Origin of the sequence: Bradyrhizobium genosp. P (assembly GCF_049949265.1) — a bacterium.
Lineage (GTDB): Bacteria > Pseudomonadota > Alphaproteobacteria > Rhizobiales > Xanthobacteraceae > Bradyrhizobium.
Window position 1 is genome coordinate 7268467 of record NZ_CP188195.1, and the last position, 13897, is coordinate 7282363.

The window sequence follows — 13897 nt, forward strand, 5'->3', positions numbered from 1 at the left end:
GGATCGAATCAGCTGGCCGAGCGGCCGGCTGCCGCCGAAATAGGCGAGATGGAACCCGAAGGACGGCGCAACCATTGAAAAATCTAGATTTTTCAAGGCCGGGCATTGGAACCCAGCGCGGCTAGTGGGTTGGCTTTGACCGTCGCTTTAGTGTAATGCTTCCAGTTCTATGGGCATTTGGGGGCGGCGGGCGGCCGGATCATTCCGGCGGCAAGCGCTTCAAATGGTTCGGAAAACTGAACCGGGACGGGTGAAGAGCCGACCAACGTGCGGGATATCACGTGGTCCAATCCGGAGTGCATCTAGGCTACAGACCAGGCACCGGCCTGCCGGGGCGGTACCGAGTGTCTGGCTTTTCGCTGCGCGGTGAGCGCGCAACCCACCTCGCGTCGGGCCGTTCGTCCCGATAGGCAAAATTGGAATATCGCTGTGACCACATTTAGTAAAACGCCGCTTCTTGACACCATTCACACGCCGGAAGATCTGCGCAAGCTCAAGGTCGAGCAGGTGCAGCAGGTTGCCGACGAACTGCGGCAGGAAACCATCGACGCCGTGTCGGTGACCGGTGGGCATTTCGGCGCCGGCCTCGGCGTGGTCGAACTCACCACCGCCATCCACTACATCTTCGACACCCCGCGCGACCGCCTGATCTGGGACGTCGGCCACCAGGCCTATCCGCACAAGATCCTGACCGGGCGCCGCGACCGCATCCGCACCCTGCGCACCGGCGGCGGCCTTTCCGGCTTCACCAAGCGCACCGAGAGCGACTACGACCCGTTCGGCGCCGCGCACTCCTCGACCTCGATCTCGGCCGGCCTCGGCATGGCGGTCGCCCGCGACCTCGCCGGCGGCAAGAACAACGTTATCGCCGTGATCGGTGACGGCGCGATGTCGGCGGGCATGGCCTATGAGGCCATGAACAATGCCGGCGCCATGAACTCGCGCCTGATCGTGATCCTCAACGACAACGACATGTCGATCGCGCCGCCGGTCGGAGCGATGAGCGCCTATCTGTCGCGGCTCTATTCCGGCAAGACCTATCGCACGCTGCGCGAGGCGGCCAAGCAGATCAACAAGCGCCTGCCGAAGATCCTCGCCAACCGCGCCAACCGCGTCGAGGAATATTCCCGCGGCTTCATGATGGACGGCGGCACGCTGTTCGAGGAGCTCGGCTTCTATTATGTCGGCCCGATCGACGGCCACAATCTCGATCACCTGCTGCCGGTCCTGAAGAACGTCCGCGACATGGAGACCGGGCCGATCCTGGTTCATGTCGTCACGCAGAAGGGCAAGGGCTACGGCCCGGCGGAAGCCTCCGCCGACAAATACCACGCGGTGGTCAAGTTCGACGTCGCCACCGGCACCCAGGCGAAAGCAAAACCGAATGCGCCGGCCTACCAGAACGTGTTCGGCCAGAGCCTGGTCAAGGAAGCCGAGAAGGACGACAAGATCGTCGCCATCACCGCGGCGATGCCGTCCGGCACCGGCGTCGACATTTTCAACAAGGCGTTCCCGCAGCGCACCTTCGACGTCGGCATCGCCGAGCAGCATGCCGTGACGTTCGCCGCCGGTCTCGCGACAGAGGGCTACAAGCCGTTCTGCGCGATCTATTCGACCTTCCTGCAGCGCGGCTATGACCAGGTGGTCCATGACGTCGCGATCCAGAGCCTGCCGGTCCGCTTCGCGATCGACCGCGCCGGCCTGGTCGGCGCCGACGGCGCGACCCATGCCGGTTCGTTCGACAATGCCTATCTCGGCTGCCTGCCGAACTTCGTGATCATGGCCGCCTCCGACGAGGCCGAGATGGTTCACATGGTGGCAACCCAGGTTGCGATCAACGACCGCCCGAGCGCGCTGCGCTATCCGCGCGGCGAAGGCCGCGGCGTCGAGATGCCGGAAGTCGGCGTGCCGCTTCCGATCGGCAAGGGCCGCATCGTCCGCGAGGGCAAGAAGGTCGCGCTGCTGTCGCTCGGCACCCGCCTTGCCGAGTGCGAGAAGGCAGCCGACGAGCTCGCCGCCCACGGCCTGTCCGCCACCATCGCTGACGCGCGCTTCATGAAGCCGCTCGACGAAGACATGATCCTAAAGCTCGCGCGCGAGCACGAGATCCTGATCACCATCGAGGAAGGCTCGATCGGCGGCTTCGGTTCCCACGTCATGCAGCTGCTCTCCGACAACGGCATGCTGGATGGCGGCATGCGGATGCGCGCGATGATCCTGCCCGACGTGTTCCTCGACCATGACACGCCGGCGGCGATGTACGCCCGCGCGGGTCTCGACGCCAAGAGCATCGTTGCCAAGGTGTTCGAAACCCTCGGCAAGGATTATAAGACCGAGACCGTCAAGCTCGCGTAATCCTTCCGGGCGGCGCGGATGCGCCGGCAAGTCCATGATCGTCTATCTGGCAGGTCCTGACGTGTTCCTGCCGGATGCCGTGGAGATCGGCCGCCGCAAGGCGGAGATCTGCGCGCTGCATGGCCTGACCGGGCTTTATCCGCTCGATAATGCCGTCCAACCTGCCGCCGCCGGCGCGTCACTGACCATCTTCAAGAGCAACGAGGCGATGATGGAGTCTGCCGACGCCATCATCGCCAATTTGACGCCGTTTCGCGGCCCCAGTGCCGACGCAGGCACGGTCTATGAACTCGGCTACATGGCGGGATGCGGCAAGCTGTGCCTTGCCTACTCGAACGATCCCGGGTCCTACGCCAATCGGGTGGCGCGGCTGCATCGGGTGACGGCGGCACCCGACGGCCGCCTGATCGACGCCGACGGGCTGACAGTGGAAGAGTTTGGACTGCCGGACAATCTGATGATGATACACGCGCTCGAATTGCACGGCGCCCCGCTGGTGACGCCGAGAGAGGCGCCCGAGGACATCTGGCACGATCTCGCGCCCTTCGAGGCCTGCGTCCGGCTTGCGGCTGAGCGCGCGCGAAACCAGTCGGGCTTCCATTGACCGCCAATGACGACAGCGATGGGCCGGGTGGCAAGCGCATCGACGTGCTGCTGGTCGAACGCGGCCTGTTCGAGAGCCGGGCACGGGCGCGCGCGGCGATCGACGCCGGGCTCGTGATCGCCGACGGCAAACAGGTCGCGAAAGCCTCCGAGATCATCGCGGTGAACGCGCAGCTTTCCGCCGAGCCCGCGCACCCTTGGGTCTCACGCGGCGGCGTCAAGCTCGCCGGTGCGCTCGAGCACTATCCGATCGAGATCGAGGACCATGTCTGCCTCGACGTCGGCGCGTCCACCGGCGGCTTCACCGAGGTGCTGCTCGCCAACGGCGCCAGCCTGGTGTTTTCGATCGATGTCGGCCACGGCCAGTTGCATCCCTCGCTGCAGGGACATGCGAAGATCGTCTCGATGGAGGAGACCGACATCAGGAGCTTCGAAGGCAAGCGCCTGCCAGCGCGGCCCGATGTCGTCGTGGTCGACGTCAGCTTCATCTCGCTGAAGGCGGTGTTGCCGGTGGCGCTGTCGCTCGCGGCGGCGCCGATGCAACTGCTCGCGCTGATCAAGCCGCAGTTCGAGGCGCAACGAAAACACTCCAAGCGCGGCATCATCCGCAACGCGATGGTGCATCAGGAGATCTGCGACGACATCGCCGCGTTCGCCGCCTCGCTCGGCTGCACCGACATCCAGGTGTTCCCGTCCTCGATATCGGGCGGCGACGGCAATATCGAGTTCTTCATCGGCGCGCGCCGTGGCTGAAACCGTCACCATCGATCATGTCGGCCACCGCGGCGACGGCGTTGCGGTTGTGAACGGGCGCAGCGTCTACGTACCCTATACGCTCGGCGGCGAGATCGTCGAGGTCGAGGCGGCCGATAACGATCCCGACCGGCTGCGGCTGGCCCGTGTCATCAAGGCGAGCCCGGAGCGGATCGCGCCGTTCTGCGATTATTTCGGACAGTGCGGCGGCTGCGCGATCCAGCACTGGCAGGCGGATGCCTATCGCGCCTGGAAGCGCCGGATCGTGGTCGACACGCTGGCGCAAGCCGGCATCGCTTGCGAGGTCGCCGACATCGTCGACGCACATGGCGCCGGCCGCAGGCGCATCACCCTTCACGCCCGCCGCGGCACCGACGGCGAGCTGCGCATCGGCTTCGCCGCCGCAGGCAGCCACGCGATCGTTGCGATCGCGGATTGCCCGATCCTCGATCCGGGATTGCGCGGCGCGCTCGACGCCGCGCGCGCGGTTGCCGAGGCGTTGAAACCCACCAACAAGCCGCTCGACATCCAGATCACCGCGACCGGCAGCGGCCTCGACGTGGACGTCCGCGGCTCCGGCCCGGTGCCGACCGCCGTCATCACGGCGCTCTCGCGTATTGCCGAGCAGCACCGTCTGGCGCGGCTGACGCGCCATGGCGAGCTCGTGCTGATGCGCACCCCTCCGATCGTCACCATCGGCGCTGCGCAGGTTGCGCTGCCACCCGGCTCGTTCCTGCAAGCGACCGCGGCCGGCGAAGAGACCCTGGCCGCGCTGGTGCAGGATCGCTGCAAGCGCGCCAGACACATCGCCGACCTGTTCTGCGGCGTCGGGCCGTTCGCGCTGCGGCTCGCCGCGCGCACACGCGTGACCGCTTTCGACAGCGATGCCGCCGCCGTCATGGCGCTGCAGAAGGCTGCGATCACGACCAAGGGCCTGAAGCCGCTCAAGGCGGAGGCACGCGACCTGTTCCGCCGCCCGCTGATGCCGCAGGAATTGCGCGACTACGACACGATCGTGTTCGATCCGCCGCGGCAGGGCGCGCAAGCGGTCGTCACGCAGCTCGCCGCCAGCAAGGTGCCGACCGTCGTCGCAGTGTCCTGCAACGCCGCGACCTTCGCGCGCGACGCGCGGATCCTGATCGATGGCGGCTATCGAATCGAGGGCGTCACCCCGGTCGACCAGTTCCGCCACACCGCGCATGTCGAGCTGGTGGCGCGGTTTTCGCGCTGAGCAGGCGGGATGCATGAGAGCTCAACAAGCCGATTGCCGTCGCAGCGGCACGGTTTGATGGGTATCGCTGCGCTCCACCCATCCTACATGCTGAGATCCGTAGGATGGTGGAGCGAAGCGATACCCATCACTTCGCTGTGCTTCCCTGCGAACGCTCGCCGAACACATCACCGAGATCAGAGAGATCGCCGGCCCAGTCCTCGGGATAAATCGCCAGTTTCACCATCCGGTGAAAAGATGAATACGGCCAATCCACCACCCGCGTCACGTAGCCATGTTTGACCGGGTTGATGTGGATGTAATCGACGTGACGGGCGAAATCGCTCTGGTCCCGAATCGTGTGCTCCCAGTAGCGTCGTTGCCAGATCCCACGTTCGCCTTTGCCGGCGCGGCTCTCGGAGATTCGTTCGCTGGCCGGCAAGCTGCGCGAGAATGCCGTTTTGACCAATCGCCACCGCGTGGAGAAATCCGGATCAGCCTCGGGCATTGTCCAGACCGTATGCAGATGATCGGGCAGGACGACCATCGCCTCGATCGTGAACGGATGATCCCGCCGCGTCTCCCGAAATGCGGTCCGCAATTCATCGATGTGATCCGTCAACAGCCGCTGCCGTCGGTTCGCCAGATTGACGGTGAAGAAGAAGCTGCCACCCGCGATGAAGTTGCGACGGTAATCGGTCATGCTTCACATGGCGCGGTTTGATGGGTATCGCTACGCTCCACCCATCCTACGACACCATTACCTTCCCCACCTGTCCTGCCAGATCTTCTCGCCGATCAAGCAATTGACCCGTGGCTCCTTCTCGGCGGTCCGCACGACGGGCCGTTCCGGGGTGCGGCCGGCGACTTCGAGCAGGAGTTTGGTGCGGATCGCCTCCTTGAACTTCTCGCGGTCCTTGATTGTCACGACGAAAGAGCCCGGACCGCCGATCACGCAGTCCTCGTAGTACCAATCGAGATTTTCGATATCCATCGTGGAGTAGGACGGCTCCTTCACCATGATCGGAAGACCGTTGATGATGATGCCCTTCCCGAGCGCTGCTTCGCGCGCCGGCGTGATCGGTGTCCCGTTGTTGTTGGGCCCGTCGCCGGAAATATCGATCACGCGCCGCAGGCCGCGATACGGATTCTCGTCGAACAGCGGCATCGCGAAATAGATCGCGCCCGAGATCGAGGTACGCGAGGCACGGCGGACCGGCGTCTTCATGATCTCGGCCGAGACGGCATCCGCGGATTCAGGGCCGTCGATCACCCGCCAGGGGATGATGACCTTCTGATCGTTGGAGGCGGCCCATTCGAAATAGGTGATCGCGATCTTGCCGTTCGGGCCGGCCTTCAGCGCCTGCAAGAACTCCTTGGAGACGATCGCCTGCGCGTAGCCTTCGCGCTGGATCGCGAGTTCGTCCATGTCCATCGAATAGGAGACGTCGACCGCAAGGATCAACTCGATATCGACGCTCGGGGTGGACTCCTTTTCAACCAGCCGTTGGCCGGGCTGTGTTGCCGGCGCGGGCGCGGCAGCACCGGCCACATCGCCGCCGGCAAGTATGCCCGCGACAAGCACCGCTCCGATCGAGACATACCAGCGCATCGCGGCCCTCCCGTCGTACGAATGTCATCGTGACACGCAAATCAGGCGGCGAAAAGCACGAACATCGTTTGCTCTTCACATTCAGTTCAGAGCGTTTTCGAGCGAAGTGGGCACCGGTTCGCGTAAAGAAAACGCGTCAAAAGAAGAGAATCTGGAGCCTGTTCCGATTCCATCGGAACGGGCTTCAGGCACGGCACGCCTTGATTTGGGCGACAATCGCGTCGCACGCCGTGCCGTCGCCGCAATGAGCCCGTGCAAATCGGCCGGTTCCAACGAAGGCCGGAAGGTATTATCTTTACGCGTGCAACCATGAGGGAGGTGCCGGGCGATGCCCGATACCGTCGTCAAGCCGAAAACCAGGACGAAGACCAAGGTCGAGCGACCGCGCCTGCACAAGGTGATCCTCGTCAACGACGACTACACGCCGCGCGAATTCGTCGTCACCGTGCTGAAGGCGGAATTTCGCATGACCGACGATCAGGCCTACAAGGTGATGCTGGTCGCGCACCAGCGCGGCGTCTGCGTGGTCGCCGTGTTCGCCAGGGACATCGCCGAGACCAAGGCGACGCGCGCGACCGACGCCGGCCGCGCCAAGGGATATCCGCTGCTGTTCACCACCGAGCCGGAGGAGTAGCCGGCGATTACCGTTCCGCCGGCTGCGCAAGTTGAGCGCGCCGCTCCGCCGCGATGTCGGCGACAACGGCTCCCATCACCAGCGCGCCTCCGACGAGCGCGCGGACCGACGGCACCTCGGCAAACGCCAACCACACCCAGAAGGGCATCAGTGGTGTTTCGAGGGTGGCGACGAGCGACGCCTGTCCTGATGGCAACAACCGGGAGCCCAGCGTAAACAGCGTGAGGCCCAATCCAACCTGGCAGAACCCGAACATGGCGAGCACGCCGAGGTCTGGCGCCGTGACCGAGCCGAGCCCCTGCGCAAAGGGAATGCTGACCGCGCTGCCCAGAAAATTCGATAGTGCCGCTGCCGCGACCATCGAGGTGTCCCTGTGCCTGCGAATGGCGACCGTCATGACCGAAAGCGCCAGCATCATCACGCAGGCAAGACCGATGCCCCTGTAGTCAGCGATGCCGCCGGCGCCGCTGACGGTGACGACTACGCCTGTGAACGCCGCAACGCTGGCCAACAGCGTCCTCCGCTGCACCGCCTCCCGAAGCCATATCCAGGCGATCGCGGCAGCAGCAAACGGCTGGACGGCGATGATGATCGCGACATTGGCGACACTGGTGAGTTGCAAGGCCGGAATGAACGTCACCATGCCGACGGTCGAAAGGCCGGCCACCAGCCATCCGCTGGGGCGCATCGCGACGAGATCGCGTACGCCGCAGCCGCCTTGCATGACGACCAGGACCAACGCGATCGCGCCGCCGCCGAACAGCCCGCGCCAGAACAGGATGGTCCAGGAATCGAAGTGAAGCAGCCGGGTGAAGAACGCCGCGGTGCTCCATGCCACTGCCGCCGCAACGATCAGTGCAACACCGGCGCGATGCTGGGCGGCGATGTCGGACACGTCACGCCGCCTTTTTGTTTGCTCTAGGTAGAAGCCGCGTGCGGCGCATCGTCGTGCAGGCCATAGACCCGCGCGGCCTTCGAGAAGCCGGCGACCGGGAACTCGCCGAGATCGCTCCAGCCGCCGTCGCAAATGCCGGCGAAACGTTCGGAGGCGACGACGGTGCGGCCGAGGCGGCTCGCGATCTTCTCCAGCCGCGCGGCGAGATTGACCGCGGGCCCGATGCAGGTGAAGTCGAGCCGGTTGCCGCCACCGATATTTCCGTAGAGCACGCGGCCGAGATGCAGCGCGACGCCGAAGCGGAAGCGCTCGACGTCATCGCCATTGGGAAACTGCAATGCTGCGACACCGGCACGGGATTCGCGCGCAGCCTCCAGCACGCGGGAGCAGACCTGCGCCTCGTCACCGACATACTCGTCGACCGGAAACACCGCGAGCAGGCCGTCGCCCATGAATTTCAGCACCTCGCCGCCATTAGCGCGGATCGCCTGCACCTGACAGTCGAAATAGAGGTTGAGGATCTCCACCACGGTCTCGGACGGAAGGCGGTCTGACAAGGCGGTGAAGCCGCGCAGGTCCGACAGCCAGATCGCGGCATCCATCGTATCGGCATGGCCGCGCCTGATCTGGCCGCCGAGAATCTTTTCGCCGGCGCGGTTGCCCACATAGGTGTCGAGCAATAGCGTCGCGGTGCGGCGAAGCGTAACGATCTCGATGTAGCGCGCCAGCGGAACGGTGATCGACCGGATCGCGTTCAACTGCTCCTCGGTAAAGCCGCCGGGCTGCCTGGTGGTCCAGCTCGAAGCGTTGACGAAGCCGTCGGTGTAGACCAGCGGCAGCGCGATATAGTCGGTGACGCCTTCGGCGCGCAGATCCTCGATGATGGGAAACCGTGCGCTGGCGGGATCGTCGAGCCGCGCCCTTACCTCGAGCCCCTGCTTGAACACGATCGACAATGGGCTGGCGGCAAACTCCGGGGAGTCCTGAATGTTGTGATCGACAGTACCGACCTCGACCTCGGCGCCGGGCTTCCAGAGGAAATGCCGACCGAAGATCTCGGGATGCAGCGTGCGGACGAAGACGCCGACGCGCCACAGCGGCAGGCCGGCCCGCGCCAGCCGTTCGCAGCACTCCGCCATCATCTGCGGCGGGGTCGGGGCCGACCGCGCGCCGTCGATCATCCACGCGATGATGTCCCGTAGCTCCGACGCGTTCATGGCAGCTCCGCTGGCGAGCACCTGATCTCGCGATCAGTATATAGGCGATCAGCGCCCGGTCTGCCCGCGATCGCGCAGAAAATGATCGGCCAGCACGCAGGCCATCATGGCCTCGCCGACCGGCACCGCCCGGATGCCGACGCAGGGGTCGTGGCGGCCCTTGGTCAGGATGTCGGTGTCGGCGCCCTTGCGGTCCACCGTGCGTTGCGAGGTCAGGATCGAGGATGTCGGCTTGACCGCGAACCGCACCACCACCGGTTGGCCGGTCGAGATGCCGCCGAGAACGCCGCCGGCGTTGTTGGACAGAAACCGCGTGCCGTCATTGCCGGTCCTCATTTCGTCGGCATTCTCTTCGCCCGAGAGTTCGGCGGCGCCGAATCCCGCGCCGATCTCGACGCCCTTCACCGCATTGATGCTCATCATCGCCGCGGCGAGGTCGCCGTCGAGCTTGGCATAGATCGGCGCCCCGAGCCCGGCCGGCACGCCCTCGGCGACGACCTCGATGACAGCCCCGATCGAGGAGCCGCTCTTCCTGATGCCGTCGAGATAGGTTTCGAAGAACGCCGCCTTGTCCTTGTCGGGGCAGAAGAACGGATTGTTCGCGATCTCATTCCAGTCCCACTTCGCGCGGTCGATCTTGTGCGGTCCGATCTGCACCAGCGCGCCGCGCACCTTCACGTCGGGCAGGACCTTGCGCGCGATCGCGCCGGCGGCGACGCGGGTCGCGGTTTCGCGCGCCGAGGAACGGCCGCCGCCGCGATAGTCGCGCAGGCCGTATTTCGCCTCATAGGTGAAGTCGGCGTGGCCGGGGCGGAACTTGTCCTTGATCTCGGAATAGTCCTTGGAGCGTTGATCTGTGTTCTCGATCAACAGCGCGATCGGTGTGCCCGTCGTCACCTGAACGCCGGTCTCCGGATGCGCCATCACGCCGGACAGGATCTTCACCTCATCCGCCTCCTGGCGCTGGGTGGTGAAGCGCGACTGGCCGGGACGGCGGCGATCGAGATCGCGCTGGATCTCCTCCACGCTGAGCGGGATCAGCGGCGGGCAGCCATCGACCACGCAGCCGATCGCAACCCCGTGGCTCTCGCCGAAGGTCGTGACGCGGAACATGTGGCCGAAGGTGTTGAAGGACATGGTGTGTGGTATCTCGCAGGATCGGTAGCGTCAAACAGGTTCGTCATGCCTGGGCATAGCCGTCCGAAGGACGGCGTCGCTTCCGCTCGCCTATGCCCCGGGCATCCACGGCTTTCTTGCCGTGTGCGGCGCGTGGATGGCCGGGTCAAGCCGGCCATGACGTGGTGAGAGCTGCGCGCCTCTTAACTATACTTCCGCAAGCCGCCCTCAGCGAACACGTAGACCGCTCCTTGCTCGATGAAGAGGTCCGCGGCGCTGGCGGGGGTCTCGAAGCCGAGTGCCACCATCAGCGCCCGCGCGGTGCCGCCATGGGCAACCGTGACCGTGGCTGAGGTCACCGAGCCGTACCAGTCGGTCATCCGCGCCTGAACGTCGACATAGCTCTCGCCGCCGGGCGCCGACACCGTCCATTTCTCGACCTGGCGCCGCGCATAGAGCGCGGGGTCGGCGGCTTGCGCTTCCTTCAGCGTCGAGCCCTCCCACACGCCGTAGCCGATCTCGCGCAGCCGACTATCGAGCGCATAGTCGCCCAGCGGCAGGCCGAGCTCGGCGCGCACCAGCTCCATGGTCGCACGCGCCCGAATCAGCGGGCTTGCGACGAACGGCAGTGCAGCGGTATCGCGGCCGTCGCGCGCGAGCAGATCGGCGAGGATGCGCCCGGCATCGGCCGCCTGCCGGCGGCCGAGATCGTTCAGGGCAATGTCCTGCGCGCCCTGAAGCCTGCCTTCTGCGTTCCACGATGTCTCGCCGTGGCGGATGTAATAGATTGTCGGCACCGGCATGGCTCTGGCGGGCTAGTCCTTTGCGAGCGTGACATCCGGCGCGTCGAGCCGTTTCATGCCGACGACGTGGTAGCCGGAATCGACGTGATGTACCTCGCCGGTGACGCCACGCGACAGATCAGAGAGGAAGTACATTCCGCTGTCGCCGACCTCCTCGATGGTCACGTTGCGGCGCATCGGCGCGTGCAGCTCGGTCCATTTCAGCAGGTAGCGGGAGTCGGCGATGCCGGCAAATGCCAGCGTCTTGATCGGTCCGGCGGAGATCGCGTTGACGCGGATGTTCTTCTCGCCGAGATCGGCGGCGAGATAGCGCACGCTGGCCTCGAGTGCCGCCTTCGCCACGCCCATCACGTTGTAATGCGGCATCCACTTCTCGGCGCCGTAATAGGTCAGCGTCAGGATCGAGCCGCCGTCGGTCATCAGTCGCTCGGCGCGCTGGGCGATCGCGGTCAGCGAATAGCAGGAGATCAGCATGCTCTTCGAGAAATTCGGCTCCGAGGTGTCGATATAGCGGCCGTCGAGCTCGTCCTTGTCGGAGAAGGCGATCGCGTGCACGACGAAGTCGATCTTGCCCCATTGCGCCTTCAGGGCGTCGAACGCGGCATCGATGGTCGCGGCATCGGTGACGTCGCAATGGCCGAGCAGGAGCGCGTCGATCTCCTTGGCCAGCGGCTCGACCCGCTTCCTCAGCGCATCGCCCTGCCAGGTCAGGGCGACCTCGGCGCCGGCCGCGTGGCATGCCTTGGCGATGCCCCAGGCGATCGAACGGTTGTTGGCGACGCCCAGGATCACGCCGCGCTTGCCCTGCATCAGCCCTGAAATCTGCGACATGGGTTTCCCATCACGCTTCGAATTTTTCCGGTCTGGAGGTACACCAGCACTTTGGCCGGGTACAGCCTAAATTGGCCGCTGATAACTCCGGGTGCGCAAGTCCGCGCAGCCGGAATAGTCACGCAATTTGGGTGTTATGTTGGGCAAGGCGGTTGTCGCCGAGACCATCGAAGACGGGTATGCATGACCGCGTTTCGTCAAAGTGTCGAAGCCATGATCCCGGCGCTCCGTCGCTACGCCCGCGCGCTCACGCGCGACGCCGACATCGCCGACGATCTGGTGCAGGATACGCTGGTGCGCGCGCTGCGCTCGGAGCGGCTGTTTCTCGGCGGCGACGTCAGGAGCTGGCTCTATACGATCCTGACCAATTTGAACAAGAACCGCCGGCGTTCGCTCGCGCGGCGGCCACCATTGATGCCGCTGCTCGACAACAATGCCGATGCCAGCGGCACGGAGGCGGAGGGGCGCGATATCGCGCGCGCGCTGTCGACGCTGGTGGAGGAGCAGCGTTCGGTGCTGCTGCTGGTGATGCTGGAGGGCATGAGCTACCGCGAGGTCGCCGACATCCAGGGCGTGCCGATCGGCACCGTGATGTCGCGCCTCGCCCGCGCCCGCGCCCATGTCAGGGCGTCGCTGGACGGCGAGCGTCCGGCGCTCAGGCGGGTGAAATGACGAAACGATAAGGTGCGTGGCGAGCGTTATGCATGAACGATATCTGAACAGGATTTGGCAGAGACGACTGAAATGACCAACCCCAACATCCCCGTCACCGAAGACGAGCTTCATGCCTTTGTCGACAACGAGCTGCCGGCCGAACGCCGCGGCGACGTCGAGGCGTGGCTTGCGGCGCATCCCGACGACGCGGCACGGGTGCAGTCGTGGCGCGCGATGGCGGATGCGCTGCACGAGCGCTACGACTCGGTGCTCGACGAGGCCGTGCCGAAGCGGCTCGAGCTTGAGCGGCTGATGCGCCAGCCGCGGCGCTGGGTCTACGGCGCGATCGCGGCAACGCTCGCCGCCTTTATCGCCGGCGGCGGTGTCGGCTGGGTCGCCCGCGGCGCGGCCGCTACGCCGTCGACCTTCCAGAGCTTCACGCTCGATGCGCTCGATGCGCATCGTCTCTACGTGGTCGAGGTCCGCCATCCCGTGGAAGTGCCCGGCAGCGAACGTGACCATCTGCAACAATGGCTGACCAAGCGCTGCGGCTGGGATGTCCGGGCGCCGGAGCTGGCCGGGCTGAAGCTGGTCGGCGGCCGCCTGCTGCCCGGACCGAGCGGGCCGGCATCGTTCCTGATGTATGAGAGCACGTCCGGCGAACGCTTCACGGTCTACACCGCGAAGGCCAAGACCGAGGCCACCCAGATGCGCTACTCGCTCCAGGGCGGCGATGGCGCGCTGTTCTGGGCCGACCGCGGCGTCGCCTATGTGGTCTCAGGCGGCAGCGACCGCGGACGACTGACGCAGGTCGCGCAGGCGGTCTACGACCAGATGGAGAAGAGCGGCGGATGATGCCCGTAATTCTACGGAAGTTCACCCCTCGCGGACGCACGCAATTGCGGTGAGTGAATCCAGCCTCACTCAACGTCCCAATTCCGACATTGAAAACTTCGAATCGCGTCATTGGCGCGTCTCAATATCGCACCGGATGCTCACGCGAAGATGATTAGCGCCCGATCCGCCGATCGGCGCACGCGGCCTCGATTGGGGTTTGGTACCGCGCTGGTCCCCCTCTCGAGGCCGCACTTCTTCTTCCGTCGGGCCGATTGCTCGCCGCAGAATCGAACCGGGCCGCCTGTCATCCTTTGACGCGCTCTCAATGCCCGCTGTCTACCCCGGCAGACTCCGGGGCAGGTCAGTTTCGCATCTGA

At 65.4% G+C, this 13897-nt stretch carries 14 protein-coding genes; 7 read left to right on the forward strand and 7 right to left on the reverse strand.

What is annotated here, in order from left to right; translation table 11 throughout:
* Positions 1-429: 429 nt before the first annotated feature.
* Genes dxs through ACP2YO_RS34945 form a run of 4 tightly spaced genes read left to right on the forward strand, consistent with a single transcriptional unit; the run spans position 430 to position 4942 of the window.
* Positions 430-2355 carry a 1-deoxy-D-xylulose-5-phosphate synthase gene (gene dxs, locus ACP2YO_RS34930; protein WP_426435639.1) on the forward strand — a complete coding sequence of 642 codons (1926 nt, stop codon included), beginning with the start codon at positions 430-432 and terminating at the stop codon, positions 2353-2355.
* Positions 2356-2389: 34 nt separating this feature from the next.
* Positions 2390-2959, forward strand: a complete 570-nt coding sequence (locus ACP2YO_RS34935) for a nucleoside 2-deoxyribosyltransferase (protein ID WP_426435640.1) — start codon at positions 2390-2392, stop codon at positions 2957-2959.
* A complete protein-coding gene (locus tag ACP2YO_RS34940) occupies positions 2956-3711 on the forward strand; it encodes a TlyA family RNA methyltransferase (protein ID WP_426435641.1) in 756 nt (251 codons plus the stop codon). Before ACP2YO_RS34935 ends, ACP2YO_RS34940 begins: the two co-directional genes overlap by 4 nt.
* Positions 3704-4942 (forward strand): class I SAM-dependent RNA methyltransferase, encoded by a 1239-nt coding sequence (locus ACP2YO_RS34945; protein WP_426435642.1) that lies wholly within the window; start codon positions 3704-3706, stop codon positions 4940-4942. The genes ACP2YO_RS34940 and ACP2YO_RS34945 overlap by 8 nt, the downstream gene beginning before the upstream one ends.
* Positions 4943-5069: 127 nt before the next feature.
* On the opposite strand, the gene ACP2YO_RS34950 is transcribed toward ACP2YO_RS34945, so the two are convergent.
* On the reverse strand, positions 5070-5624 hold the full coding sequence (locus ACP2YO_RS34950) for an REP-associated tyrosine transposase (protein WP_426435643.1): 555 nt from the start codon (positions 5622-5624) through the stop codon (positions 5070-5072).
* A gap of 57 nt (positions 5625-5681) precedes the next feature.
* Positions 5682-6533 carry a DUF1194 domain-containing protein gene (locus tag ACP2YO_RS34955; RefSeq protein WP_426435644.1) on the reverse strand — a complete coding sequence of 284 codons (852 nt, stop codon included), beginning with the start codon at positions 6531-6533 and terminating at the stop codon, positions 5682-5684.
* Positions 6534-6861: 328 nt separating this feature from the next.
* Here ACP2YO_RS34955 and clpS point away from each other — a divergent pair, with 328 nt between their 5' ends.
* Complete coding sequence (gene clpS, locus ACP2YO_RS34960) at positions 6862-7167, forward strand: ATP-dependent Clp protease adapter ClpS (RefSeq protein ID WP_426435645.1); 306 nt, start codon at positions 6862-6864, stop codon at positions 7165-7167.
* A gap of 7 nt (positions 7168-7174) precedes the next feature.
* On the opposite strand, the gene ACP2YO_RS34965 is transcribed toward clpS, so the two are convergent.
* The 5 genes from ACP2YO_RS34965 to fabI all read right to left on the reverse strand — a co-directional run bounded on the left by ACP2YO_RS34965 (position 7175) and on the right by fabI (position 12029).
* Complete coding sequence (locus tag ACP2YO_RS34965; RefSeq protein ID WP_426435646.1) at positions 7175-8062, reverse strand: DMT family transporter; 888 nt, start codon at positions 8060-8062, stop codon at positions 7175-7177.
* Positions 8063-8085: 23 nt separating this feature from the next.
* Positions 8086-9279 carry an adenylate/guanylate cyclase domain-containing protein gene (locus ACP2YO_RS34970; RefSeq protein WP_426435647.1) on the reverse strand — a complete coding sequence of 398 codons (1194 nt, stop codon included), beginning with the start codon at positions 9277-9279 and terminating at the stop codon, positions 8086-8088.
* Between the two features lie 48 nt (positions 9280-9327).
* On the reverse strand, positions 9328-10416 hold the full coding sequence (gene aroC, locus ACP2YO_RS34975; protein WP_426435648.1) for a chorismate synthase: 1089 nt from the start codon (positions 10414-10416) through the stop codon (positions 9328-9330).
* 182 nt (positions 10417-10598) lie between these two features.
* Positions 10599-11198: a histidine phosphatase family protein gene (locus tag ACP2YO_RS34980; protein WP_426435649.1), complete on the reverse strand. Its 600-nt coding sequence runs from the start codon at positions 11196-11198 to the stop codon at positions 10599-10601.
* Positions 11199-11210: 12 nt separating this feature from the next.
* Entirely contained in the window at positions 11211-12029 is an 819-nt protein-coding gene (gene fabI, locus ACP2YO_RS34985) for an enoyl-ACP reductase FabI (RefSeq protein ID WP_426435650.1), read from the reverse strand.
* A gap of 183 nt (positions 12030-12212) precedes the next feature.
* On the opposite strand from fabI, the gene ACP2YO_RS34990 reads away from it, so the two are divergent.
* Both ACP2YO_RS34990 and ACP2YO_RS34995 read left to right on the forward strand, forming a co-directional pair.
* Positions 12213-12701, forward strand: coding sequence for a sigma-70 family RNA polymerase sigma factor (locus tag ACP2YO_RS34990; protein WP_426435651.1), 489 nt, complete (start codon positions 12213-12215; stop codon positions 12699-12701).
* Positions 12702-12773: 72 nt separating this feature from the next.
* A complete protein-coding gene (locus ACP2YO_RS34995; RefSeq protein WP_426435652.1) occupies positions 12774-13538 on the forward strand; it encodes an anti-sigma factor family protein in 765 nt (254 codons plus the stop codon).
* Positions 13539-13897 lie beyond the last annotated feature (359 nt).